Annotated in this window: 28 protein-coding genes; 22 read left to right on the top strand and 6 right to left on the bottom strand. The window is 69.2% G+C overall.

Translation table 11 applies throughout. From position 1 onward, the window contains the following. Positions 1 to 189 precede the first annotated feature (189 nt). The 5 genes from BM075_RS04930 (at position 190) to BM075_RS04910 (ending at position 4,126) form a co-directional block, all read left to right on the top strand. Complete coding sequence (locus BM075_RS04930; protein WP_093359550.1) at positions 190 to 1,554, top strand: site-specific DNA-methyltransferase; 1,365 nt, start codon at positions 190 to 192, stop codon at positions 1,552 to 1,554. A gap of 1 nt (position 1,555) precedes the next feature. Continuing rightward, positions 1,556 to 2,149, top strand: a complete 594-nt coding sequence (locus tag BM075_RS04925; protein ID WP_245758744.1) for a DNA cytosine methyltransferase — start codon at positions 1,556 to 1,558, stop codon at positions 2,147 to 2,149. Between the two features lie 80 nt (positions 2,150 to 2,229). Next, entirely contained in the window at positions 2,230 to 3,165 is a 936-nt protein-coding gene (locus tag BM075_RS04920; protein WP_093359549.1) for an IS110 family RNA-guided transposase, read from the top strand. A 257-nt stretch (positions 3,166 to 3,422) separates the two neighbouring features. After that, a complete protein-coding gene (locus BM075_RS04915; protein WP_177208252.1) occupies positions 3,423 to 3,905 on the top strand; it encodes a hypothetical protein in 483 nt (160 codons plus the stop codon). Continuing rightward, positions 3,902 to 4,126: a DUF7220 family protein gene (locus BM075_RS04910; RefSeq protein ID WP_028720220.1), complete on the top strand. Its 225-nt coding sequence runs from the start codon at positions 3,902 to 3,904 to the stop codon at positions 4,124 to 4,126. The genes BM075_RS04915 and BM075_RS04910 overlap by 4 nt, the downstream gene beginning before the upstream one ends. A 53-nt stretch (positions 4,127 to 4,179) precedes the next feature. Here BM075_RS04910 and BM075_RS04905 read toward each other — a convergent pair whose 3' ends face one another. Together BM075_RS04905 and BM075_RS04900 are read right to left on the bottom strand one after the other, a co-directional pair. Continuing rightward, positions 4,180 to 4,752 carry a DUF3489 domain-containing protein gene (locus tag BM075_RS04905; RefSeq protein WP_028720221.1) on the bottom strand — a complete coding sequence of 191 codons (573 nt, stop codon included), beginning with the start codon at positions 4,750 to 4,752 and terminating at the stop codon, positions 4,180 to 4,182. Positions 4,753 to 4,847: 95 nt separating this feature from the next. Next, positions 4,848 to 5,120, bottom strand: a complete 273-nt coding sequence (locus BM075_RS04900; RefSeq protein ID WP_028720222.1) for a hypothetical protein — start codon at positions 5,118 to 5,120, stop codon at positions 4,848 to 4,850. A gap of 111 nt (positions 5,121 to 5,231) precedes the next feature. On the opposite strand from BM075_RS04900, the gene BM075_RS04895 reads away from it, so the two are divergent. The 8 genes from BM075_RS04895 to BM075_RS04860 all read left to right on the top strand — a co-directional run bounded on the left by BM075_RS04895 (position 5,232) and on the right by BM075_RS04860 (position 12,972). Beyond that, a complete protein-coding gene (locus BM075_RS04895; RefSeq protein ID WP_028720223.1) occupies positions 5,232 to 5,828 on the top strand; it encodes a hypothetical protein in 597 nt (198 codons plus the stop codon). Continuing rightward, the gene (locus tag BM075_RS04890) at positions 5,776 to 7,779 is read left to right on the top strand and encodes a phage terminase large subunit family protein (RefSeq protein WP_083548831.1); all 2,004 of its coding nucleotides are present in this window, start codon (positions 5,776 to 5,778) and stop codon (positions 7,777 to 7,779) included. The genes BM075_RS04895 and BM075_RS04890 overlap by 53 nt, the downstream gene beginning before the upstream one ends. 2 nt (positions 7,780 to 7,781) lie before the next feature. Beyond that, complete coding sequence (locus BM075_RS04885) at positions 7,782 to 7,991, top strand: phage head-tail joining protein (RefSeq protein ID WP_177208251.1); 210 nt, start codon at positions 7,782 to 7,784, stop codon at positions 7,989 to 7,991. Continuing rightward, entirely contained in the window at positions 7,991 to 9,544 is a 1,554-nt protein-coding gene (locus BM075_RS04880) for a phage portal protein (RefSeq protein ID WP_093359548.1), read from the top strand. The genes BM075_RS04885 and BM075_RS04880 overlap by 1 nt, the downstream gene beginning before the upstream one ends. Positions 9,545 to 9,549: 5 nt before the next feature. Further along, positions 9,550 to 11,625 (top strand): prohead protease/major capsid protein fusion protein, encoded by a 2,076-nt coding sequence (locus BM075_RS04875; protein WP_093359547.1) that lies wholly within the window; start codon positions 9,550 to 9,552, stop codon positions 11,623 to 11,625. Between the two features lie 74 nt (positions 11,626 to 11,699). After that, positions 11,700 to 12,035, top strand: coding sequence for a DUF2190 family protein (locus tag BM075_RS04870; RefSeq protein WP_062563543.1), 336 nt, complete (start codon positions 11,700 to 11,702; stop codon positions 12,033 to 12,035). Further along, entirely contained in the window at positions 12,035 to 12,346 is a 312-nt protein-coding gene (locus tag BM075_RS04865) for a head-tail joining protein (protein ID WP_062563544.1), read from the top strand. Before BM075_RS04870 ends, BM075_RS04865 begins: the two co-directional genes overlap by 1 nt. After that, positions 12,343 to 12,972, top strand: coding sequence for a DUF6441 family protein (locus BM075_RS04860; protein WP_062563545.1), 630 nt, complete (start codon positions 12,343 to 12,345; stop codon positions 12,970 to 12,972). Before BM075_RS04865 ends, BM075_RS04860 begins: the two co-directional genes overlap by 4 nt. Before the next feature lie 50 nt (positions 12,973 to 13,022). Here BM075_RS04860 and merA read toward each other — a convergent pair whose 3' ends face one another. The 4 genes from merA to BM075_RS04840 are packed head-to-tail and all read right to left on the bottom strand — an operon-like array spanning position 13,023 to position 15,403. Then, positions 13,023 to 14,447, bottom strand: coding sequence for a mercury(II) reductase (gene merA / locus BM075_RS04855; protein WP_228189482.1), 1,425 nt, complete (start codon positions 14,445 to 14,447; stop codon positions 13,023 to 13,025). Between the two features lie 4 nt (positions 14,448 to 14,451). Beyond that, positions 14,452 to 14,685, bottom strand: a complete 234-nt coding sequence (merF, locus tag BM075_RS04850; RefSeq protein ID WP_123644184.1) for a mercury resistance system transport protein MerF — start codon at positions 14,683 to 14,685, stop codon at positions 14,452 to 14,454. A 4-nt stretch (positions 14,686 to 14,689) separates the two neighbouring features. Continuing rightward, positions 14,690 to 14,995, bottom strand: coding sequence for a heavy-metal-associated domain-containing protein (locus BM075_RS04845; protein ID WP_062563548.1), 306 nt, complete (start codon positions 14,993 to 14,995; stop codon positions 14,690 to 14,692). 18 nt (positions 14,996 to 15,013) lie between these two features. Beyond that, positions 15,014 to 15,403: a mercuric transporter MerT family protein gene (locus BM075_RS04840; RefSeq protein WP_062563549.1), complete on the bottom strand. Its 390-nt coding sequence runs from the start codon at positions 15,401 to 15,403 to the stop codon at positions 15,014 to 15,016. 76 nt (positions 15,404 to 15,479) lie between these two features. Here BM075_RS04840 and BM075_RS04835 point away from each other — a divergent pair, with 76 nt between their 5' ends. From BM075_RS04835 to BM075_RS04800, 9 genes are all read left to right on the top strand, one after another. Further along, the gene (locus BM075_RS04835) at positions 15,480 to 15,905 is read left to right on the top strand and encodes a MerR family transcriptional regulator (RefSeq protein WP_062563550.1); all 426 of its coding nucleotides are present in this window, start codon (positions 15,480 to 15,482) and stop codon (positions 15,903 to 15,905) included. Further along, on the top strand, positions 15,902 to 16,318 hold the full coding sequence (locus BM075_RS04830; protein ID WP_083548833.1) for an acyl-CoA transferase: 417 nt from the start codon (positions 15,902 to 15,904) through the stop codon (positions 16,316 to 16,318). The genes BM075_RS04835 and BM075_RS04830 overlap by 4 nt, the downstream gene beginning before the upstream one ends. A gap of 24 nt (positions 16,319 to 16,342) precedes the next feature. Next, the gene (locus BM075_RS04825; protein ID WP_083548834.1) at positions 16,343 to 17,284 is read left to right on the top strand and encodes a phage tail tube protein; all 942 of its coding nucleotides are present in this window, start codon (positions 16,343 to 16,345) and stop codon (positions 17,282 to 17,284) included. Next, positions 17,284 to 17,721: a hypothetical protein gene (locus BM075_RS04820; protein WP_083548835.1), complete on the top strand. Its 438-nt coding sequence runs from the start codon at positions 17,284 to 17,286 to the stop codon at positions 17,719 to 17,721. The genes BM075_RS04825 and BM075_RS04820 overlap by 1 nt, the downstream gene beginning before the upstream one ends. A gap of 68 nt (positions 17,722 to 17,789) precedes the next feature. Next, positions 17,790 to 17,948: a DUF7697 family protein gene (locus BM075_RS24380; protein ID WP_425445187.1), complete on the top strand. Its 159-nt coding sequence runs from the start codon at positions 17,790 to 17,792 to the stop codon at positions 17,946 to 17,948. Further along, the gene (locus BM075_RS04815; protein WP_093359546.1) at positions 17,941 to 20,358 is read left to right on the top strand and encodes a phage tail tape measure C-terminal domain-containing protein; all 2,418 of its coding nucleotides are present in this window, start codon (positions 17,941 to 17,943) and stop codon (positions 20,356 to 20,358) included. Before BM075_RS24380 ends, BM075_RS04815 begins: the two co-directional genes overlap by 8 nt. Next, on the top strand, positions 20,358 to 20,984 hold the full coding sequence (locus BM075_RS04810; RefSeq protein WP_083548837.1) for a DUF2460 domain-containing protein: 627 nt from the start codon (positions 20,358 to 20,360) through the stop codon (positions 20,982 to 20,984). Before BM075_RS04815 ends, BM075_RS04810 begins: the two co-directional genes overlap by 1 nt. Next, positions 20,981 to 21,865 carry a DUF2163 domain-containing protein gene (locus tag BM075_RS04805; RefSeq protein WP_093359545.1) on the top strand — a complete coding sequence of 295 codons (885 nt, stop codon included), beginning with the start codon at positions 20,981 to 20,983 and terminating at the stop codon, positions 21,863 to 21,865. The genes BM075_RS04810 and BM075_RS04805 overlap by 4 nt, the downstream gene beginning before the upstream one ends. Continuing rightward, on the top strand, positions 21,862 to 22,308 hold the full coding sequence (locus tag BM075_RS04800; protein ID WP_093359544.1) for an NlpC/P60 family protein: 447 nt from the start codon (positions 21,862 to 21,864) through the stop codon (positions 22,306 to 22,308). The genes BM075_RS04805 and BM075_RS04800 overlap by 4 nt, the downstream gene beginning before the upstream one ends. The last annotated feature ends 5 nt before the right edge of the window (positions 22,309 to 22,313 follow it).

Here is a 22,313-nt window from a genome sequence, read left to right as displayed (position 1 = left end):
CAGCGACAGGGCCGGATTTTTGGGAAGCCACCCGGAAGCCGGAGCCACGCGCGCCCCGCGCAAACACCAATGAACGCTGGCCTTCCGACCGGACACCGCTGGTGGCCGCTGGACCCCGTGTGGAGTCCGGCCCGGCATCCGGAGTCCGGAAGCCACCGGCATCCACCCGACCGAGGAACCGTGCCCATCATGACGTTGAGCTTCGCCCCGGACGCGATCGAGACGTGGCCGCTGTCGCGCCTCCAGCCCTACGCGAAGAACGCGAAGGCGCATGGCGCGGATCAGGTCGCGAAGATCGCCGCCAGCATGGCCGAGTTCGGCTGGACCGTGCCCTGCCTCGTCGGCGAGGACGGCGAACTGATAGCAGGCCACGGGCGCGTGCTGGCCGCGACGCAGCTCGGGCTGACCGAGGCGCCGGTGATCGTGCTCGGGCACCTGACCGAAGCGCAGCGCCGGGCGTACCGGATTGCGGACAACAAGCTGACGGAACTCGGCACCTGGGACGAGGCGCTGCTGTCGGCGGAACTGAACGACCTGCTGGCCGAAGACTTCGACCTGTCGCTGGTCGGGTTTTCCGATGGCGAACTCGACAAGCTGCTGGCCTTCGATCTCGACGGTGGCGGCGAGGAAGAGGGCGCCGGGGGCTCCGTGCCGCCGGTGACCATCCCCGAACCCCCACGCAATCCGGCGTCGCGGACGGGCGATCTCTGGATCCTCGGCGATCACCGGCTGCTCTGCGGCGACAGCACCAGCGCGGCCGATGTGCGCCGCCTGATGAACGGTGAGCGCGCGATCCTTTTCGCGACCGATCCACCGTATCTCGTCGACTACGACGGCTCGAACCATCCGACCCGCAACAAGGACTGGTCGGCGTCCTACGGCACGACTTGGGACGACAGTTCGCAGGGCGCGGAACTCTATGACGGGTTCATCGCTGCAGCCGTGGCGGAAGCCATCGCCGAGGATGCTGCCTGGTACTGCTGGCACGCCTCGCGCCGCCAGGCGATGCTGGAAGCCTGCTGGGAGAAGGCAGGCGCCTTTGTGCATCAGCAAATCATCTGGGTGAAAGACCGGGGCGTCCTGACCCGGTCGCATTACCTCTGGAAGCACGAGCCCTGTTTCATGGGCTGGCGTCGCCCGAACCGCCCGCCGAAGGTGGCCGAGGAAACGCTGCCATCGACATGGGCGCTTCCCAGCTTCGCCAAGGATGACCGGCCTGACCATCCGACGCCGAAGCCGCTCGACGCCTTCGGGATCCCGATGCGCCAGCATGTGGCGCGGGGCGGCCTCTGCTATGAGCCGTTCTCCGGCTCCGGGTCGCAGATCATGGCGGGCGAGGCCAATGGCCGCCGCGTCTTCGCAATGGAGATCAGCGCGGCGTATGTCGATGTCGCCGTGGAGCGTTGGCAGGCCGAAACCGACAAGGACGCGATCCTCGACGGCGACGGCCGGACCTTCGCGCAGGTGAAGGCGGAGCGGCTGGGCGACGTCACCGATACGCCGGACACGGACGCCGAACCCGAACCCGCGCGAAAGCGCCAGACCGCCGCGTGACATGCATGACCTGGCTCTACCTTCCTCCGGAGACGCTTCCGGAGCCGGAGACGCATGTCTGTTCGGCCTCTCCCTCTGCTCCGGCGCGGGCGGTATCGACCTCGGGCTCACCATCGCCATCCCCGGATATCGTGCTGTGGGCCATGTCGAACGGGAAACCTTCGCCGCAGCCACTCTCGTGGCGCGGATGGAAGACGCGTCCCTGGATCAGGCTGTTGTCTGGGACGATGTTGCAACTTTCGACGGCCGCCCGTGGCGCGGCGCGGTGGACATCGTCACTGCGGGCTATCCGTGCCAGCCGTTCTCCGTCGCGGGCAAACGCCGGGGCGCCGACGACCCGCGCCACCTCTGGCCGCATGTCGCCCGCATCATCGGCGAGGTCGAACCGCCCTTCGTCTTCCTCGAGAATGTCGCCCATCATCTCCGCCTCGGCTTCCCCGAAGTCGCCGCAGGACTGGTCGGCATGGGCTTGTCTTATGACTTCCCTCGGCTCCTTTGCGATAAGGGAGTTGCTGCCCGGCACCCAAATATGCCGGGTAGCGGCGGGGGACGGATCGATAAAGGGTCGGTCGTTATGGGCCGTGCGGTAGTGTGATCGCCCCTGTCTTTTCTCATGACCTGAACGGATAGCAGGGCTTCGGGCCTGCATGACAAGCAGAGGTAAGGAAAAGACGGATGCAGGATATCATCGGCATCGACATATCAAAAGACCGTCTGGACGCGTTCCGGCTCTCGGATCGGAAGCACAAGGGGTTCGGCAACGACAAGGCGGGGTTCAAGAATTTGCTGAGATGGATCGGCAACCCCGAAGGATTGCGGATCGTCTACGAACCGACCGGCCCCTATCATCGCGCAATGGAGGAAGCGCTCGCAAGGGCGGGCCATGCGCTGGTCAAGGTCAATCCCCGACAGGCGCGCCGCTTCGCGGAGGCCACGGGGACGCAGGCCAAGACCGATCGGGTGGATGCCATGCTATTGGCGCGGATGGGCCTCGCGCTCGATCTGCCGCCGCGGCCGGTTCGCGGCGAACTCATGAATGAGTTGCGAGAGTTGCACGTCGCGCGGCTGGCGCTGATCAAGGACCGGACTGCTACGGGGAACCGCACTGACAAGGCAGTGATCGGCTTGATCCGCCGCCAGGCGAAAGCGCGGCTGGCCATCATCGAGAAGCAGCTCGTCGAGATTGACGAGACCATCGCCGCCAGGATCGCCGATGATCCTGAGTTGGCCGGGCGTCTCGATATCCTCACCAGCATTCCCGGCATCGGCGCCGTGACCGCCTGCATGCTGCTAATAGAGATGCCCGAGCTCGGGACCCTCGAGCCGAAACAGGCGGCGAGCCTCGCCGGTCTGGCGCCGTTCACGCGCCGTTCCGGCAAGTGGAAGGGAAAGGAGATGATCCGTGGTGGGCGCGCGACCCTGCGTTCCGCGATCTTCATGCCGGCCCTCGTCGCGATTCGGTTTAACGCGGCCCTCAAGTGCAAGTACCGCCAGCTGATCGAAAGTGGAAAGGCACCGAAGGTCGCCATCACCGCCGTCATGCGCAAGCTCGTCCTGCTGGCCAACGCGCTGCTGCGCGACGGCCGGAAATGGGTCGACAGACCCGCTTGACCAAGACGGATACTACCGCCTTGCGGCAGGCCTCTTCACGGCGGCGGAAGTCGGCGCGCCCCACAAGCGCGAGCGGCTCTTCATCCTCGCCATCCGCGAAGGGGACGAGCTGGCCGACCCCGCGCGCCTGCTCTGGCACCCGGTCGAGTGGCGGGAACCGGACGGAACTGCTGCGGCTCTGGCCGACGCCAAGGGCCAGCGCCAACGAGAACAGGCAGACAATACCGACGCCGTCGCAGAAAGCGGGCCAGCACGGCATGAACCTGGCGACCACGGCTGCGATGTGGCCCACGCCGCAGACCGACAGTTTCCGCAGCCGGGGCGGCGAACGACGAGACGAGAAGGGTCTGGACCGCATGGCGCGGGACTGGCCGACGCCGATGGCGAACGACGGCTGCAAGCCGAGCGCGGGCAACCGCAAGACGGCCGATCTGACCCATGCGGTGGGATTGTGGATGACGCCGACGGCGCGGGATCACAAGGACGGGGCGACGACACTCGCGAACACGCCGGTGAACGGCCTGCTTGGCCGCCAGGTCCTGGTGACGCCGATGGCTGGGAGCGATACCTCCGAGCCGCGCCGGACCTTGAACCCGCTGTTCGTCGAGGCACTGATGGGTTGGCCCACCGGGTGGACCGGCTTCGCCTCTGTGGCAACGGCGTGGTCCCCTTGGTTGCGGCGCATGCGCTGCGAACTCTCGCGGCTGAACTGCTGGCCGATGGATGAGGCAGCGGCATGAAGCAGACCCGCCTCATGTCGCTGGTCGAGTCCGTCGCCAACGTGATCGTCGGCTACGGCGTCGCGGTCGTGACGCAGATCCTGATCTTCCCGATCTTCGGGCTGCACACGACGCTGGCGCAGAACCTGAAGATGGGCGCCATTTTCACCGTCGTCTCGATCGCCCGTTCCTTCGCCTTGCGGCGGGTGTTCGAGGCGATCCGGATGCGGAGCGCCAAATGATCGACCGCCGCCCCGTAGGGACGGCGGTCATCAGCTTGTCGGGGTCCGGCGCGTCAGGCGGCGGGGAGTTTGTACACGCGCCCCCGATCCTCGACCTTCTCCGAGGTCACCTCGAGCCCGAGCTTCTTCTTCAGCGCCCCCGCCATCGCGCCGCGCACCGTGTGCGACTGCCAGCCCGTCGCGGCCATGATCTCCTCGATGGTCGCGCCGTCCGGTGCGCGCAGCATGGCGATCAGCGTGGCCTGCTTGGTGCCCTCGCGCGGTGTGCGCGTCTTGGGCGCGGTTTCGGCTACGGTGGGGGTGTCCGGCGCGGCCTCCTCGGTAGGCGCGTCCGTCGCGCCCGCAGGCGCGGGGTTCGCGTCCTCGGTCTCGATCCCGATGGCGGCAAGGCCCGCGTCGGTGGCAACCAGCGTGACGCCGTGGCCGTCTCCGGTCTCGCGCCACATAAGCTCGCCCTTGCGCGTGTCGGCGTCGACCTCCTGCAGGAAGTTCTTCGCGAGCATCGCGCCGACCACCTTGGCAGCGGCGCCGCCGCGCAGGCTCTCGGGCAGCGGCAGTGCGATGCGGTCCTCGCGCTGTGCGGCGGCGCTGAGGATGATGGCTTGGGTGTCAGAAAGCTTGGTCATGGGATCGTCTCCGTATTCGGGCCCGCGTCATGCGGCGCCTCCTACGACCCCGAGCCGCGCAGGGCGCGCGGCGGGAGTTCCGGCAGTGCCGGAGATCAGCGGGCGTGCTCGCCCTCGCCGAAGGCGCTGTCGGTGATGCGCTTCAGGAGGCTGGCGTAGTGTTCGAGGGTGCCGACATGGCCCCAGTTGATCTCGTCGGGGTGGGCGTTGAAGTGGTCGTCGCTCAGCGTCTGCAGCCGGGCGAGCATCTCGTCGATCTCGGCCTTCTTGCCGATGAAGGCCGCGAGCGCGGCTTCCTTATTCCGGCGCGCCTTCTCGGCGCGGAGTTCGTGGCGCGGGGTGGTGATCGGGTTCAGGCGCGTGGTCATCGTGATGGCTCCTTGGTGAGTTGCATCGTCCTTCTGAACGGACGTTCGCTCCGGTCGCGCTGCTTATCAACTCGATAAGAACATGATTTCGATAGATAATCGGAGCCGTCGATGCAGGGCATGAGCGAGCGCCAGTACGCCGCGCATGTCGGGCTGTCGCGGGGCGCGATCCAGAAGGCCAAGGCCGCCGAGCGGCTGGTCCTCTATCCCGACGGCAGCATCAACGCGGCCGCCAGCGACGCCAGACGTGCCGAGACGACCGACCCGTCCAAGACCCGCAAGCCGCCCACGCCGAAGCTGAAGCCCGTCCCCGAGGCGGCCGTGGCCGCTGTTGGCGACACGCTGCGTGAACAGGGGCTGGCAGTCCCGGCCGTCGGCGGCGGCACGACCTTCCTGCAGGCGAAGACCGCGAACGAGGTGCTGAAAGCGCAGGAGCGGCGCATCCGGCTCCAGAAGCTGAAGGGGGAGTTGATCGAGCGGGCCCGCGCGCTGGCGCTGGTGTTCCGGCTGGCGCGGGAGGAACGGGACGCGTGGGTGAACTGGCCTGCACGCGCGGCGGCGCTGATGGCGGCCGAACTGTCAGCCTCGTGCGCCGACGTGACCGGCCAGCAGATCACCGTGGAGCCAGCCGCGATGCAGAAGGTCCTGGAGAAACATGTACGCGCCCACCTCGACGAACTCGCCGAGGTCCGGCCCGACTTCCGGTGACGATGATGGCCTGATCGACTTCGACGGCGCGGGCGAGATCCTCCGCGCCTGGGGCAACGGGTTGCGGCCCGACCCGGACCTGACCGTTTCGGAATGGGCGGACCGGCACCGGATGCTCTCGGGGCGGGCTTCAGCCGAACCGGGGCGGTATCGCACCGTGCGCACGCCCTACATGCGCGAGATCATGGACCGGCTGTCGCCGGGGGATCCCACGCAGCGGATCGTGTTCATGAAGGCGGCGCAGGTCGGCGCGACCGAGGCGGGCAACAACTGGATCGGGTTCGCGATCCACCAGGCGCCGGGTCCGATGCTGGCGGTCCAGCCGACCGTGGAACTGGCCAAGCGCAACTCGCGCCAGCGCATCGACCCGCTGATCGATGAAAGCCCAGAGCTGCGGGAGCGGGTGAAGCCCGCGCGATCCCGCGATGCGGGCAACACGATGCTCTCGAAGGAGTTCGCGGGCGGCATCCTGATCATGACGGGCGCGAACTCGGCGGTCGGGCTTCGGTCCACCCCGGCGCGCTACATCTTCCTCGACGAGGTCGACGCCTATCCCGCCTCGGCCGACGAGGAAGGCGATCCGGTCACGCTCGCCGAGGCGCGCTCCCTGACCTTCGCCCACCGGCGCAAGGTGCTGCTGGTCTCGACGCCCACGATCCGGGGGCTGTCGCGCATCGAGCGCGAGTACGAGGCCAGCGACCAGCGTCGGTTCTTCGTGCCGTGCCCACAATGCGGCCACGCACAATGGCTGAAGTTCGACCGGCTGCGCTGGCAAAAGGGCCGCCCGGAGACGGCCGAGTATCACTGCGAGGGCTGCGACGCGGCAATCGCGGAACACCACAAGACGGCGATGCTGGAGGGCGGCGAATGGCGGGCGACCGCCACGGCCGCCGATCCGACCACGGTCGGGTATCACCTTTCGGCGCTCTATTCGCCGATCGGCTGGCTGAGCTGGGAGCGGATCGTGCGGTCATGGGAAGCAGCCCAAGGGTCGGACGAGGCGATCAAGGCGTTCCGCAACACGATCCTCGGCGAGACATGGGTCGAGACCGGGGAAGCGCCCGACTGGCAGCGGCTCTACGACCGGCGCGAACGCTGGAAATCCGGCACGGTGCCAGCAGGCGGGTTGTTCCTGACAGCCGGAGCCGACGTGCAGAAGGACCGGATCGAGGTCGATGTCTGGGCCTGGGGTCGCGGCTTGGAAAGCTGGCTCGTCGATCACGTCGTCATCGAGGGCGGGCCCGACCGGCACGACGCCTGGTCGGAGCTGACCGCGCTGCTGGACAGGTCCTGGCCGCATGAACGCCGCGCGCATCTCAGGATCGCGCGGCTCGCCATCGACACCGGCTACGAGGCCCCGGCGGTCTATTCCTGGTCGCGGGCGCAAGGCTTCGCGCAGGTGTCGCCGGTCAAGGGCGTCGAGGGGTTCAACCGCTCGAGCCCGGTGTCGGGGCCGACCTTTGTCGACGCGACCGAGGGCGGCAAACGCCTGCGGCGCGGGGCGCGGCTCTGGACCGTGGCGGTCTCGACCTTCAAGGCCGAAACCTACCGCTTCCTGCGGCTGGCACGCCCGACCGAGGAGGAGATGGCCGACGGGGCGGCGTTCCCGCCCGGCTCGGTGCACCTGCCGCACTGGGTCGAGAACGAATGGCTGAAGCAGTTCGTGGCCGAGCAGCTGGTGACGGTGCGCACCAAGCGCGGCTTCGCCCGGCTGGAATGGCAGAAGCTGCGCGAGCGCAACGAGGCGCTGGATTGCCGGGTCTACGCCCGCGCAGCCGCCTGGATCGCGGGCGCGGACCGCTGGCCCGACGAGAAATGGCGCGACCTCGAGGATCAGCTCGGGGCCGCCCCCACCGACACCGATCCCGCCGGGCAGATCAACCGGCCGGGACAGGCCCCGCAGGGCAAGCGCCGCTCCGACTGGCTCGGGCGGCGGGAGGGATGGTTCTGAACATGATCGACTGGACGGAAACCGAGCTTTCGGCGCTGCGCCGGGCCTATGCCAGCGGCACGACGCGCGTCAGCTATGACGGCAAGTCGGTGGATTACGGCTCGGCCGAGGATCTGCTCGCCCGCATCCGGACCATCGAGCGCGCCATCGCGGGCTTCAGCCGCCCGCTGCCCGTGGCGGGGCTCGCTGGCTTCTCGCGCGGGGATCGCTGATGTCGGCGACCTGGTTCGACCACGCCATCGCCACGGTGGCGCCGCGCATGGCGGCTCGGCGCGTGATGGCGCGTCAGGCATTCGAGACGCTGACGCGTGGCTATGACGGCGCGGCGCGCGGGCGACGGACGGACGGCTGGCGCGCGCCGGGATCCTCGGCCGACACCGAAATCGGCGTCGCCGGGGCGCTGCTGCGCGACCGCATGCGCGATCTGGTGCGCAACAACCCGCATGCGGCCAAGGCCGTGGCGGTGCTGGTCAACAACATCATCGGCGCGGGCATCATGCCCCGCGCCGCTAGCGGCGACGACAAGCTGGACCGGAAGGTCGATGCGCTCTTCGAACGCTGGACGGCGGACTGCGACGCCGATGGCCAGCTTGACTTCTATGGCCTGCAGACGCTGATCTGCCGGGAGATGGTCGAGGCGGGCGAGGTTCTGGTGCGCCGCCGCCTGCGGCGCGCGAGCGACGGCCTGCCGGTGCCGCTGCAATTGCAGGTGCTGGAAGCCGACTTCCTCGACGCCACCAAGTCCGGAGCCCTCGGCGCAGGGCGCCTCGTGCAGGGGATCGAGTTCGACCCGGTCGGGAAGCGCCGGGCTTACTGGCTGCATGCCGAGCATCCGGGCGACGCCTACGGGGCCTTGCAGAACGGGTTGCAGAGCCGCCCGGTCCCCGCGACCGAGATCGCCCATGTCTACGAGAAGCAGCGCACGCAAGCGCGCGGCGTCCCCTGGGGCGCGCCGGTGATCCGGTCGTTGCGTGATCTCGACGACTATGAAGTGGCCGAACTGGTTCGCAAGAAGACCGAGGCCTGCGTCACCGCCATCGTCTTCGGCGACGACGAGGCGCAACAGGGCATCGCGCCCTCCGTGGTCGATGCCGACGGCAACCGGGTGGAACAGTTCGAGCCGGGGCTGATCGCCTATGCCCGCGGCGGCAAGGACATCCGGTTCAACCAGCCCTCCGCCACAGGCGGCTATGGCGAATACAAGCGCGCGAGCCTGCACACGATCTCGGCCGGGTTCCGGGTGCCCTACGAGCTGCTGACCGGCGATCTCAGCCAGGTGAACTATTCCTCGATCCGGGCGGGGCTCGTGGAGTTCCGCCGCCAGATCGACGCCGTGCAGTGGCAGCTGTTCATCCCGATGTTCTGCGCGCCGGTCTGGCGCTGGTTCACCGAGGCCGCGTGGGCGGCGGGACAGATCCCGTCGCCCATCGTGCCGGTCGAATGGTCGCCGCCGAAATTCGAGGCGGTCGATCCGCAGAAGGATGCGATGGCGAACCTGCTGTCGATCCGCTCCGGCACCATGACGCTGGCCGAGGTGATCGCGAGACAGGGCCGAAATCCCGACGCGGTGCTGGCGGAGATCGCCGCGACCAACGCCAAGCTCGACGCGCTGGGGCTGGTGCTCGACAGCGACCCACGCCGCGTCACCAAGACCGGCAGCGCGCAGACCAGCGATCCGGCCACCGATCCGGATGCCGACGATCCGGCCGACGACCCCTCCGCCGACGCGGAAACCGAACCGGCGCAGGCCGACCAACAGGACTGACCTTCATGGACACGATGATCGAACTGCCGGCCATGCGCCGGTCGGCGGAGCTTGCGCCGAACACGGCCGACGCCGACAGCCGCACCGTCGAGGTGGTCTGGTCGGCGGGCGCCCGCGTCCGCCGCGCGACCTTCTTCGGCGAGCCCTATGACGAGGAACTCAGCCTCGACCCGGCCCATGTCCGGCTCGACCGGCTGAACGCGGGCGCGCCGTTCCTGAAGGTGCACGAGATCGACACGCTTGACGCCGTCATCGGCTCGGTCGTGCCGGGTTCGGCGCGGATCGAGAACGGACGCGGCATCGCCTTGGTGCGGATCAGCGAGCGCGCCGATGTCGAGCCGATCTGGCGCGACATCCAGGCCGGGCACATCCGCGCGGTCTCGATCGGCTACCAGGTCCACCGCTTCGAGGTCTCGAAGCTCGAGGCCGCGCGCGAACTCTGGCGGGCGGTGGACTGGACGCCGTTCGAGGTCTCCGCCGTCGCGGTCGGCGCCGACCCCGCTGCGGGCTTCCGCGCCCAGCATCCCCTTCACGACTGCGTCCTCCACCGCCGGGACGCCCCCACACCGCAAGGAGCATCCCCGATGACGGACCAGACCCAGACCCCGGCGAGCGACGCCGCAACCCCCGCCAACACCCAGCCGACCGCGCCGGTCGAAACCGAGGACACCCCCATGACCGAGCCGAAGGCCACCACGACCGAGCCGCAGCGTGGCGACGCTGAACCGCAGTTTCGCACCAGCGAAACCCGCACGCAGCCGAAGGCCAATGCTCCCGCTGCGCCCGACACCGAGACGGTCGCCACCCGCGCCCGCGAGGGTGAACGCGACCGCGTCTCCACCATCTACGATCTGGCGGGGCGCCTGAACCTCGAGCGCGGCTTCGCCGAGGACCTGGTCAAGCGCGGTGTCAGCGTCGACGAGTCCCGCCGACTGATCCTCGATCAGGTCGCCGCGAAGTCGGACGAGACCCGAACCTTCAGCCAGGTGTCCGTCCCGCTCGGCGGCCGGGACGAACACATCACCCGCCGCGATGCTGTGGCGAATGCGCTGCTGCACCGCTACAGCCCGACGCTCTTCACTCTGGAAGATGCCGCCCGCCAGTATCGTGGCATGACGCTCATGGAACTGGCCCGCGAAAGCCTCGGAAATGCGGGCGTGAACACGCGCGGCCTGTCGCGTGACGAGGTGGCAACGCGCGCGCTGCACTCGACCTCGGACTTCCCCGAGATCCTGTCGGTGGTCACCAACAAGACCCTGCGGCAGGCCTACGAGGCCTATCCCCGCACCTTCATGCTGTTCTGCCGCCAGGTGCTGGCCACCGACTTCAAGGCGATGCACCGCGTCCAGCTCGGCGAAGCGCCGCAGCTGCTCGAGGTGGGCGAGAGCGGCGAGTTCAAGCGCGGCACGCTCGGCGAGAGCAAGGAGAGCTACAAGGTCAAGACCTATGGCCGGGTGGTCGCGATCACCCGCCAGACGCTGATCAACGACGATCTCGACGCCTTCACCCGGATCCCGGCGATGTACGGCAACTCCATCGCCCAGCTGGAGTCGGACGTGGTCTGGGGCATCATCACCGCCAACCCGGCGATGGCCGACGGCAATGCGCTCTTCCACACCACCCACAAGAACCTGGCAGGCACCGGCGCGGCGCTCGATGTCAGCAGCGTCGGAGCGGCGCGCGCGGCGATGGCCAAGCAGACCGGCCTCGACAAGAAGACGGTGCTGAACGTCCGGCCTGCCTTCCTGATCGTGCCGGCCTCACTGGAACTGAAAGCCGAACAGCTGGTGGCCCAGAACCTCGTGCCCGCCGCGACGTCCAGCGTGGTGCCGCAGTCGATCAGGACGCTGGCGCCGATCAGCGAGCCCCGGCTCGACGCCGCCAGCGAGACCGCCTGGTATCTGGCGGCCAGCCCGAACCAGATCGACACCATCGAGTACGCCTATCTCGAGGGCCAGCAGGGCGCCTATATCGAGACGCGCAACGGCTTCGACGTCGACGGGGTCGAGATCAAGTGCCGCCTCGACTTCGGAGCCAAGGCCATCGACTGGCGCGGCCTCTACAAGAACCCGGGCGCGTAAGGCGCGCTTCCTGAACCCTGACACACGGGCGGTCCTGACGGGCCGCCCTTCGTCTTTCCACGAGGATCCCCATCATGAAAACCTACGTCCAGCCCGGCAACACCATCACCCTGACCGCGCCCTATGCCGTCGCCTCCGGCGATGGCCTGCTCGTCGGCTCCATCTTCGGCATCGCCGCGGGTGCCGCCGCCATTGGCGAGCCCGTCGAGACCGCGCTCGTCGGCGTGTTCGACATCACCAAGGTCGGCTCCCAGGCGTGGACGGTTGGCGCCAAGGTCTATTGGGACGACACCAACAAGCGCACCACGACCGTCGCGACCGACAACACCCTCATCGGCGCGGCCGTCGAGGCGGTGGCGAGCGGCGCCGGCGACACCATCGGCCGGGTGCGCCTGAACGCGACGTTCTGATGTCGGCCTTCGCCGCCGCCATCGGCGCGCTCTTCGCCGATCCGAACATCGGCCGGGACGCGGTCTACATCGCCGACGGCGGTACACCCGTGCTGGTGCGTGCCGTCGCCCGTCGCGCCGACGCGGTCACCGACTTCGGCGACGCGCGGCTCTGGTCCGAAACCACCCGGATCGACCTGCGCGTGGCCGAGGTGGCGAACCCGCGTCCCGGCGACCGCATCGAGATCGACGGCGACGCCTTCCTCATACAGGGCGAGCCGGTCCGCGACCGCGAGCGGCTGGTCTGGACCGTCGACCTGAGGCCCGCGTGAAACTGAAGCTCGACATCGATCCCGACATCGTCGCGATGATGGCGGCCGAGGTCGCGGCGGGTGAACGGGCCGTCACCGCCGCCATTCGCGAGGCCGGGACTGGGCTGAAGACGGCGTGGCGGTTGCAGATCACCGGCGCGGGGCTTGGTACACGGCTCGCCAACTCGATCCGGAGCCAGAACTTCCCGAGGTCGGGCGAGAGCCTTGAGGCTGCGGCGCTGGTCTGGTCGAAGGCGCCGGTAATCGTCGGTGCGCATGACACCGGGCCGCTGATCCGATCGAAGAACGGGTTCTGGCTGGCGATCCCGCTGCCCGCGGCGGGCAAATCCCTGCGCGGCGGCCGGATCACCCCCGGTGAATGGGAGCGGCGACGCGGCCTCCGCCTGCGTTTCGTCTATCGCCGGACGGGCCCCAGCCTGCTGGTCGCCGAGGGGCGGCTGAACACGAAAGGCCAGGCGGTGGTGTCGCGGTCGAAGACCGGGCGCGGAAAGGTCACTGCGCCGATCTTCCTGCTGGTGCCGCAGGTCAAGCTGCCGAAGCGGCTGGATCTGGCGCGGGATGCAGACCGGGCGTTGGACAGCGTGCCGGGGCTGATCGTGGCGAACTGGGTGGGGGGTAGGTTGTGATCGCATCGATGCGCAATCTTGCTCGGCAGCCACGAAACCGACGGCTCGGGTTACCCCGCGCAGCACGACAGCTTCGCGACATCCTTGTCGAAGGTCTGCGCGGCGAGCTTCAGCCCCTCTACCGTGGTCAGATAGGGGAAGATCGTCTCGCCGAGCGCCTTTGTCGTCATGCCGAACTTGAGCGCCATGGCGAGCGTCTGGACACTGTCGGCTCCCTCCGGCGCCATGATCACGCCGCCCAGGAGGCGGTCGGTCGCCCGGTCCGCGACGAGCTTGATCAGGCCGCGCGTGTCGCGGGCGGCGAGCGCGCGGGGCACGTTGTCGAGCGTCAGCACACTGGTCTTGACGTCATGACCCGCGGCGCGCGCCTGCGCCTCGGTCAGCCCGACGCCGGCGACCTGCGGATCGGTGAACACCACCCACGGCATCGCGGCGTTGTCGTAGCGCTCCGCCCCGCCCAGAACGGCGTTGCGGGACGCGAGCTTGGCGCCATAGGCGGCCATGTAGACGAACTGGTCGCGGTCGGTCACATCGCCCGCCGCGAAGATGCCGGCCTTCGTGGTCTGCATGTCGTCGCCCACCCGGATCGCGCCACGCGCGTCGGTCTCGACGCCCATCTCCGCGAGGCCCAGCCCCTCGGTGTTGGCTGCGCGTCCCGTCGTCAGGACGAGGCGGTCGGCCGTCAGATCGCGGTCTGCGCCGTCCACCGTCACCGTCAGGACCGCACGGGCCCCGTCGCGCCGTGCGGCGTCGTAGGTCGCGCCATCGACAACCGCGACGCCCTCGGCGCGCAGCGTCTCCGTCAGCGCCCGGGACACCTCCGGCTCTGTGCGCGGCAGCAGGCGCGAGCGGCAGACAATGGTGACGCGGGTGCCCATCCGCGCCATCATCTGCGCCAGCTCCACGCCGATGTAGCCGCCGCCGAGGAAGATCAGGCTTTCGGGCAACCGGTCCAGCTCCAGCAGCGACGTGCTGTCGAGCGTTGGTGCGTCCTGGATCCCAGGGATGTCGGGCACGGCGGGTCGGCCACCGGTCGCGACGATCACCTTGGGAGCCGTGATCCTGCGCCCGCCGACCTCGACCCCGCCGAGGACGAGACGCGCCGGACCCTCGTCGAGATAGGTCACACCGCCGTAGCCCGGCAGCAGATCGGCGTACTTCTTCTGGCGCAGTGTCGCGACAAGATCGTCCTTGGCCGCAATCAGCGCCGACCAGTCGGCGACCTGCGCCTCGCTGTTCAGGCCCGGGAACCGATGTGCTGTCTGCGCACCGTGCAGGGCTTCCGCGGCCCGGATCATCGTCTTGGAGGGCACACAGCCCACGTTCACGCAGGTCCCGCCGATGGTGCCATGGCCGATCAGCGCGACGCGCTTGCCTCCCTCGGCGGCGGTGATCGCGGCCGAGAACCCGGCCGATCCGGCGCCGATCACGGCAAGGTCGAAATCGCCCTTGGGCGCGCAGCAATCGTCTTTCATCAAGTCATCCATCCGTTCGAGTGGTCTGGCGCCGCTGCCGTCTCCAGACCGCGTACACGGTCAGCGCGACGAAAAAGGCGAGCGCGGGCAGCAGAACGTAGTCGAGCCAACCCAGCCAGGCCGACAGGCCCACGGCACCCAGAAGCACCACCAGCACCGGAGTGAAGCAGCAGAGCGCCGCGATGACGGTGCCGACGATCCCTGTCGCGATCAGCTTGCGGTCGGACTGCTCGGTCATCTCGTCAGCCCGCGACACGCGCCGGGTAGCCTGCATTGGCCGACGCGGTCGCGATGGCGTCGGCGCTCGTCGCGGCGGTGTCGAAGATCACCGTGGCGGTGCGGGCATCGAAGTCGATCTCGACGGCGCGCACGCCCGCGACGCCCTCCATCGCACGCTTCACGGTGACTGGGCAGAGCGCGCAGGTCATGTTGTCCACCGCGAAGGTGACGGTCTGCTCGGCGGCGACGGTCTGCGCGGCAACAGGGATGGCGGTGATCGGCACAACGGCGGTCAGGCCGAACAAGGCGAGTGCAAGGATCTTCTTCATGTGGATGTCCTTTCGGGGTCAGTAGAGAAGCGGGGCCCACCAGTCGATGGTGAGGGCTGCGAGAACGAGGATCAGGGAGGCCCAGAGAGCCGACTTGGTGATGCGCGCCGATGCTGGCCTTGCGCAGTAGGAACCGGGTTCGCAGACGGTTGGCTTGCGGAAATAGACCTGCCAGAAACCCGCCGCGATGAAGCCGAGCGCGATCACGGCGAAGATCGGCTTGTAAGGCTCCAGAGCCGTCAGGTTGCCGATCCAGGCGCCCGAGATGCCGAGAGTCAGAAGCACCAGCGGCCCGATGCAGCAGGCCGAGGCGAGAAAGGCGCCCACCACACCGCCCGCCGCGAGCCAGCCCTTTCGGGCGGGGCGATCCGCGCCCGTGCTGTCCGTTCTGTCGTCTGTCAGCGCCATGTCGCGCACCTCTCGTCTGTGATTGACGATGGGTGTAGGGTCTGTAGCAACTACAGGCTCAAGAGGAAACTTGCCCATGACCGATCACGAGCGCGAGAGCGGCTTCACACGCGGCGACCTGGCCCGGGCGACCGGCTGCAACATCGAGACGATCCGCTATTACGAGAAGACCGGCCTGCTGCCCGACCCGCCCCGCACGGACGCCGGCTACCGGGTCTATTCCGCCGCACACGCCACACGCCTCCGCTTCATCCTGCGCGCCCGCGAACTCGGGTTCTCGATGGAGGACATCCGCGGGCTGATGGGGCTCGGCGACGGCGCCGCGCCGACCTGCGCCGAGGTCAAGGAACGGACGGAGCGGCACCTTGCCGATGTCCGCGCGAGGATCGCGGATCTTCGGCGTATCGAATCCGTCCTCGCTACAACTGCATCCAGGTGTTCGGGCGCCGAAGTCCCCGATTGTCCGGTGCTCGACGCGATTTCCAACTCGGCCGACCCATGACACCTCGCGAAACCATCCTCGTCGCGCTGCACGCGCGGCTCTCGGCGCTGCCCGCCACCGCTCTGCGCGGGGACGTGCTGCCCGAGCGCATGCCGGTCGAGGGCCTGATGATCCTGCGCGATGGCGAACCAGGTGCGCCCGAAGTCACGCTGTCGCCGCTGCGCTATCACTACCAGCACCGAGCCGAGATCGAGGCGGTCGTTCAGGGTGCCGATCGCGACGCCGCCTTTGACACGCTGACCGCCAGCATCGGCGCAGCGCTCGCCGCCGACCGGACGCTGGGCGGGTTCTGCGACTGGGTCGAGGCCGAAGCCCCGCGCCCGGTCGATCTGCCGGTCGAGGGCGCGGCGAGTCTGAAGGCCGCCGTTATCCCGGTCGTGCTGCACTATTCCACGGCCGACCCGCTGGCCTGACCCAACCGACCACAGGAGACGAACATGGCACGAGCCCAAGGGGCGCGAGCGCTGATGGCGCTTGCGTTCGAGACGACCTATGGAACGCCGCCCGTCAGCGGCTTCACCCGCATGCCCTTCGCCAGCACGTCGCTCGGCGCGGAGCAGCCGCTGCTGAATTCGGAGCTTCTCGGCTACGGCCGCGATCCGCTAGCGCCGATCAAGGACGCCGTGACGGCCGACGGCGACGTCGTCGTGCCGCTGGACGCCGAGGCGTTCGGCTTCTGGCTGAAGGCAGCCTTCGGCGCGCCCACGACCACGGGCGCGGAGGCCCCGTACAGCCACGAATTTCAGTCGGGGTCCTGGACGTTGCCCTCGATGTCGATCGAGACCGGCATGCCCGAGGTGCCCCGCTATGCGATGTACTCGGGCTGCGTGCTCGACCAGATCACCTGGCAGATGCAGCGCTCGGGCCTGCTCACCGCGACCGCGCGGCTGGTGGCGCAGGGCGAGACGGTCGGCACCACGACCAGTGCCGGAACGCCCGCCGCACTGGAGTTGAAGCGCTTCGGCCATTTCAACGGGGCGATCACCCGGAACGGCACCGCCCTCGGCAATGTGGTCTCGGCCGAGATCACCTACGCCAACAACCTCGACCGGATCGAGACCATCCGCTCGGACGGCCGCATCGATGGCGCGGATCCATCCATTGCCGCGCTGACGGGCCGGATCGAGGTGCGCTTCGCCGACCAGACGCTGGTGACGCAGGCGATCAACGGCGAGGCCTGCGAGATGGAATTCGCCTACGTCCTGCCTTCAGGCGAAAGCTTCTCCTTCACCGTGCACGCCGTCTACCTGCCGCGTCCACGGATCGAGATTTCCGGGCCGCAGGGCGTCCAGGCGACATTCGACTGGCAGGCCGCGCGCGACAGCGTCGTCGGCCGGATGTGCACCGCCACCCTCGTGAATGACGTGGAGACGTATTGATGCTGACGCTCGACCTGACCAACGCGCCGCGCTGGCATGACCTCGCCCCCGGCGTCCGGGTGCAACTGCGCCCGCTGACGACCGCCCTGATGGTCGCGACGCGCAGCGACCCCGCCGTCGAGGCGGTGCCCGAGGAGGCTTCCGACGAGGAGCGCGCCGTCGCCTTCGCCAAGGCGCTGGCGCGACGGGCTGTGCTCGGCTGGGAGGGCATCGGCGATGCCGACGGCAACCCGATCGATCCCACCCCCGAGGCCATCGACGCGCTGCTCGACGTCTGGCCGATCTTCGAGGCCTTCCAATTGACCTACGTGTCCAAAGGCCTGCTGCTGGAACAGGAAAAAAACGCCTCCGCGCTCTCGCCGAGTGGTCCTTCGGCGGGGGCGAGCGCTACTGCGAAGCCTGCGCGCAAGCGTGCGAAGACTGCCCGACGCGCCTGAACCGGCCGCTTACCCATGAGGGCTGGCAGGTCTGGGATCTCGTCGGCCGCCTCGGCGGTCAGTTGCGCGTGCTGCCCGGCGCGGTGGTCGGCTGGGACCTGTCCGCGGCCCTCGCTCTGGGAATTGCGCTCGGCGTCCCGCCCGCTGCTGCGGGTGAACTCTTGCCCGTCATCGAAGCGGTGATGGTGGCCAAGCTCAACGAAAAGATGGATCATTCCCATGGCTGAGAAGAGGGTCAGCGTCCGCCTCGCGGCCGTGGGCGGACGGCAGGTGCGCGCCGAACTCGAAGGCGTGGGCGAGGCCGGGTCGCGCGGCTTCGGACGGCTGAGCCGGGAGATGGAAGCCGCGAACGCCCGGCTCGCGGCCTTCTCGCGGCGGGTGCGGGTCGCGGCTGCCGCTGCCGTGGCCGCCGCAGCCGCTGCTGGCGTGGCGATGATCCGGTCCAGCCTGCAGACGGTCGATGCGCAGGCGAAGCTGGCGCAGTCGCTCGGCACCACCGTCGCCTCGATCCAGACGCTGGAGCGCGCGGGCGATCTGGCGGGCGTCTCCATGTCCGGCATCGAGCAGGCCACCAAGGATCTGACGCGCCGTCTCAGTCAGGCGGCCGCCGGGACCGGCCCTGCTGCCGACGCGCTCGACCGGCTGGGGCTTTCAGCAAATGAGCTGATCGCCTTGCCGCTGGACCAGCGCGTGGGCGCGATCAACGCGGCGATCGAGAGCTTCGTGCCTGCCGCCGAGCGCGCGGCGGTCGCGGGCCAGCTCTTCGGCGAGGAAGGCTCCATCGCGATGAGCCGGATCGACACCGCGACGCTGCGCCAGGCGACAGAGGACGTCCTCGCCTTCGGGGTTGTCGTCTCCGAGCAGGACGCCGACCAGATCGAGCGGACGAACGACGCCATCTCGCGGCTCGGGTTGGTCTGGCGCGGGCTCTCGAACCAGTTGGCGGTCGCAGCGGCACCTGCGCTGGAAGCCGTCGCCGATGCCATGGCGGCGGTGGCCAGCCGCACCGGGCCGCTCGGCATCGCGATCCGCGGTCTCTTGGACAACATCGGCCGCCTGACCACCTATGCCGCCACCTTCGCGGCGTTCCTCGCGGGACGTTGGGTCGCCGGCATGGCGGCTGCGGCGCTCTCGGTCCGGGGCCTCGCCACGGCGCTCGTTGTCCTGCGCGGGGCGCTGATCCGCACCGGCATCGGCGCGCTGATCGTCGGCGCGGGCGAGCTCGTCTACCAGTTCACCCGGCTCGTCTCCGGCGCCGGCGGTTTCGGAGAAGCGATGTCGCTCCTGAAGGACCTCGCGGTCGAGGTCTGGGAACGCATCAGTATGGGCGCGGCGGCGGCGGGCGCGGCCGCCACGGCGATGTTCTTCGACCTGAAGGCGGATGCCGCATCGGGCATGCAGAGCGCCATCGAGAGCGTGGTGGGCTTCGGCAACACGGCCGCGAACACCTTCGAAGGCGCCTACGAGGCGATCAAGGCGATCTGGGGCCTGCTGCCCGCCGCCATCGGCGATCTCGCGTTCCAGGCGGCCAACAGCCTGGTCGATGGCGTCGAGGCGATGCTGAACGGGGTGGTCTCGCGGATCAACGGCTTTATCGGCGGCATCAACCAGGGGCTCGAAGCGCTCGGGTCGGAGCGGCGCATATCGCTGGTTCCGGACCTCGACCTCGGCGAGATCGAGAACCGCTTCGAGGGAGCGGCGACTGCCGCAACCACGGCAGCTCAGGCGGCCTTCGATCGGGCCTTCGAGGACAATCCGCTCTCCGCGCCCGATCTCGGTCTGACCGAGGCGGCGAACAGGGCGCTCGAGTCCGCCAACCTTTACCGCGGCGCGGCGCGCGACCTGGCGGAGGGGGCCCGTGCGCCCCTCGAAAGCTGGCAGGCGCTGCGTGATGCCGTACGCGGCACCGACGAGGACGGCGCCGACGCACTGGCCGAGACCACCGCTGCGGCGGAGCGCCTGGAGACGTCCCTCGGCGACGCCGGGCGCGCCGCAACAGATGCAGGTGTGGCGGCCGGAGCTGCTGCTGCGGTAGCGGAGCCCGCGACCGACGCGGCCGTCACCGGCTGGCGGGCGGTCACCGCCGCGCTCTCCGACTACGCCAGCAAGGCCCGCGAGATCGGTGGCGACATCGGCCAGAGCCTCGTCGGCGCCTTCCAGTCGGCCGAGAACGCGGTGGGCCAGTTCGTGAAGACCGGCAAGCTCGACTTCCGCGATCTGGTGACGTCGCTGCTGGCCGATCTCGCCCAACTGGCGGCGCGGCGGTTCATCCTCGGGCCGATCGCCAATGCGCTCTCCGGCGTCTTCTCCGGGGCGGGCGGCATCTTCGCCAACGTCCTGCATGCGGGCGGGATGGTCGGATCGGCTGGACCCTCGCGGATGGTCCCGGCCATGGCCTTCGCCGCCGCGCCGCGGATGCATGGTGGCGGCATGGCCGGGCTTCGTCACGACGAGGTGCCCGCGATCCTGCAGCGCGGGGAACGCGTGCTGTCGCGGCGGGAGGCACAGAGCTACGGCGCGGGCGGCGGGGTCAACGTGACCATCATGGCCCGCGACGCCGAGAGCTTCCGGCAATCGCGAACGCAGGTCGCCGCGGATATCGCCCGCGCCGTGTCGCTCGGTCGGAGGGGCATGTGATGGCGTTTCACGAGGTCCGGTTTCCCGACAACATCAGCCGAGGTGCGCGGGGCGGACCGGAGCGGCGCACGCAGATCGTCGAGCTCGCCTCGGGCGACGAGGAGCGCAACGCCAGCTGGGCCAATTCGCGCCGCCGCTACGATGTCGCCTATGGCATCCGCCGCGCCGACGATCTGGCCGCCGTCGTCGCCTTCTTCGAGGCGCGCAATGGCCGCCTGCATGGCTTCCGGTTCAAGGACTGGGGTGACCACAAGTCCTGCCTGCCTTCGGGCACGCCGTCGCCCACCGATCAGTCTATCGGCACGGGCGACGGCGCGACGACCGCCTTCCAGCTGGTCAAGCGCTACGCCTCGGGTGCGCAATCCTGGACGCGCGCCGTCGCGAAGCCGGTGACCGGAACCGCGCGCATCGCGCTCGGCGGGGTCGAGCAGCCTTCCGGCTGGTCGGTCGACACCGCCACCGGCGTCGTCACCTTCAGCACCGCGCCGGGCGCTGGCGCCGCCATCACCGCGGGCTTCGAGTTCGACGTGCCGGTCCGTTTCGACACCGACGCGCTCGACGTGACGCTCGACCTCGAGCGGCTCGGCTCGATCACCTCCATCCCGCTTCTGGAACTGCGCCGATGAAGTCCCTCGACCCCGACCTGCAGGCCCATCTCGACGAGGGAACGACGACGCTCGCCTGGTGCTGGCGGATCGTGCGCGCCGACGGCACGAGTTTCGGCTTCACCGACCACGATCGGACGCTCAGCTTCGAGGGGACGGATTTCGAGCCCGAGAGCGGGCTGACGGCCTCCGAGGTCCGTTCCGGCTCGGACCTCTCGGTCGATGCGCAGGACGCCGAGGGCGTGCTGACCTCGGACCGGATTACCGAGACCGACATCCTCGACGGCCGCTGGGATAACGCCGAGGTCGAAGTCTGGCGGGTGAACTGGGCCGACACGAACCAGCGCGTGCTGATGCGGCGCGGGGCCATCGGCCAGATCCGGCGCGGGCGGCTGGCCTTCGTCGCCGAAGTCCGCTCGCTCGCGCATGTGCTTGGCCAGACGATCGGGCGGACGTTCCAGGCGACCTGCGATGCCGCGCTCGGCGATGCGCGCTGCGGCGTCGATCTGGAGAACCCGGCGTTCAAGGGCACGAGCGTCGTGATCGACCTTCTACGCGACCGCGCCTTCACCGCTTCGGGCCTCGGCGGCTTCGCCTCCGGCTGGTTCACCTTCGGGACCATCGAATGGACCAGTGGCTCCAACGCGGGGCGTCGGGCCGAGGTTCTCGGCCATGATGTGACGGACGGCATCGCCGTGCTGACCCTTCTCGAGGCGCCGGTGCGCGAGATCTCCGAGGGCAATGCCTTCACCATCCGTGCGGGCTGCGATAAGCGGATCGAGACCTGCGGCGCCAGGTTCGCCAACACGGCCAACTTCCGGGGGTTCCCGCACATCCCCGGCCAGGATGCCGTGCTGCGCTACGCCACCAAGGATGGCGGCCACGAGGGAGGCGTGCTGTGACGCAACCTCTCGCATCGGCCGACCCCGCGCGTGTCGTCGCCGTCGCACGCTCCTGGCTCGGCACGCCGTACCACGACCAGGCCAGCCTGCGCGGCGTCGGTTGCGATTGCCTCGGGCTCGCGCGGGGGGTCTGGCGCGACGTGGTGGGGCCGGAGCCGTTCCCGATTCTGCCTTACAGCCGCGACTGGGGCGAGACCGGCCCGCGCGAGGTTCTGGCCGAAGGCGCGCGGCGCATGATGATCGAGGTGTCGCCTGCCGAGGCCGGTCCCGGCGCGCTGGTCCTCTTCTGCATGAGGCCCCGCGCCATCGCCAAGCATGTCGGGATCCTCACCGGTCCTGCCACCTTCCTCCACGCCTATGAGCGGCTCGGCGTGATCGAGGAACCGCTCACCAATGCCTGGCGGCGGCGCATCGCCTTCGCCTTCCTCTTCCCGCAACGCTGAGACCC

The organism is Tropicimonas isoalkanivorans, from assembly GCF_900112335.1.
Classification (GTDB): Bacteria; Pseudomonadota; Alphaproteobacteria; order Rhodobacterales; family Rhodobacteraceae; genus Tropicimonas; species Tropicimonas isoalkanivorans.
Note: the sequence above shows the minus strand (reverse complement) of the source record. Positions and strands in the feature narration are given on the sequence as shown.

What these genes read in the sequence shown, in the direction of transcription:
- BM075_RS04930 (WP_093359550.1), top strand. Translation starts at nt 190, where the DNA reads ATGACGTTGAGCTTCGCCCCGGACGCGATCGAGACGTGGCCGCTGTCG.
- BM075_RS04925 (WP_245758744.1), top strand. Translation starts at nt 1,556, where the DNA reads ATGCATGACCTGGCTCTACCTTCCTCCGGAGACGCTTCCGGAGCCGGA.
- BM075_RS04920 (WP_093359549.1), top strand. Translation starts at nt 2,230, where the DNA reads ATGCAGGATATCATCGGCATCGACATATCAAAAGACCGTCTGGACGCG.
- BM075_RS04915 (WP_177208252.1), top strand. Translation starts at nt 3,423, where the DNA reads ATGAACCTGGCGACCACGGCTGCGATGTGGCCCACGCCGCAGACCGAC.
- BM075_RS04910 (WP_028720220.1), top strand. Translation starts at nt 3,902, where the DNA reads ATGAAGCAGACCCGCCTCATGTCGCTGGTCGAGTCCGTCGCCAACGTG.
- BM075_RS04905 (WP_028720221.1), bottom strand. Translation starts at nt 4,752, where the DNA reads ATGACCAAGCTTTCTGACACCCAAGCCATCATCCTCAGCGCCGCCGCA.
- BM075_RS04900 (WP_028720222.1), bottom strand. Translation starts at nt 5,120, where the DNA reads ATGACCACGCGCCTGAACCCGATCACCACCCCGCGCCACGAACTCCGC.
- BM075_RS04895 (WP_028720223.1), top strand. Translation starts at nt 5,232, where the DNA reads ATGCAGGGCATGAGCGAGCGCCAGTACGCCGCGCATGTCGGGCTGTCG.
- BM075_RS04890 (WP_083548831.1), top strand. Translation starts at nt 5,776, where the DNA reads ATGTACGCGCCCACCTCGACGAACTCGCCGAGGTCCGGCCCGACTTCC.
- BM075_RS04885 (WP_177208251.1), top strand. Translation starts at nt 7,782, where the DNA reads ATGATCGACTGGACGGAAACCGAGCTTTCGGCGCTGCGCCGGGCCTAT.
- BM075_RS04880 (WP_093359548.1), top strand. Translation starts at nt 7,991, where the DNA reads ATGTCGGCGACCTGGTTCGACCACGCCATCGCCACGGTGGCGCCGCGC.
- BM075_RS04875 (WP_093359547.1), top strand. Translation starts at nt 9,550, where the DNA reads ATGGACACGATGATCGAACTGCCGGCCATGCGCCGGTCGGCGGAGCTT.
- BM075_RS04870 (WP_062563543.1), top strand. Translation starts at nt 11,700, where the DNA reads ATGAAAACCTACGTCCAGCCCGGCAACACCATCACCCTGACCGCGCCC.
- BM075_RS04865 (WP_062563544.1), top strand. Translation starts at nt 12,035, where the DNA reads ATGTCGGCCTTCGCCGCCGCCATCGGCGCGCTCTTCGCCGATCCGAAC.
- merA (WP_228189482.1), bottom strand. Translation starts at nt 14,447, where the DNA reads ATGAAAGACGATTGCTGCGCGCCCAAGGGCGATTTCGACCTTGCCGTG.
- merF (WP_123644184.1), bottom strand. Translation starts at nt 14,685, where the DNA reads ATGACCGAGCAGTCCGACCGCAAGCTGATCGCGACAGGGATCGTCGGC.
- BM075_RS04845 (WP_062563548.1), bottom strand. Translation starts at nt 14,995, where the DNA reads ATGAAGAAGATCCTTGCACTCGCCTTGTTCGGCCTGACCGCCGTTGTG.
- BM075_RS04840 (WP_062563549.1), bottom strand. Translation starts at nt 15,403, where the DNA reads ATGGCGCTGACAGACGACAGAACGGACAGCACGGGCGCGGATCGCCCC.
- BM075_RS04835 (WP_062563550.1), top strand. Translation starts at nt 15,480, where the DNA reads ATGACCGATCACGAGCGCGAGAGCGGCTTCACACGCGGCGACCTGGCC.
- BM075_RS04830 (WP_083548833.1), top strand. Translation starts at nt 15,902, where the DNA reads ATGACACCTCGCGAAACCATCCTCGTCGCGCTGCACGCGCGGCTCTCG.
- BM075_RS04825 (WP_083548834.1), top strand. Translation starts at nt 16,343, where the DNA reads ATGGCACGAGCCCAAGGGGCGCGAGCGCTGATGGCGCTTGCGTTCGAG.
- BM075_RS04820 (WP_083548835.1), top strand. Translation starts at nt 17,284, where the DNA reads ATGCTGACGCTCGACCTGACCAACGCGCCGCGCTGGCATGACCTCGCC.
- BM075_RS04815 (WP_093359546.1), top strand. Translation starts at nt 17,941, where the DNA reads ATGGCTGAGAAGAGGGTCAGCGTCCGCCTCGCGGCCGTGGGCGGACGG.
- BM075_RS04810 (WP_083548837.1), top strand. Translation starts at nt 20,358, where the DNA reads ATGGCGTTTCACGAGGTCCGGTTTCCCGACAACATCAGCCGAGGTGCG.
- BM075_RS04805 (WP_093359545.1), top strand. Translation starts at nt 20,981, where the DNA reads ATGAAGTCCCTCGACCCCGACCTGCAGGCCCATCTCGACGAGGGAACG.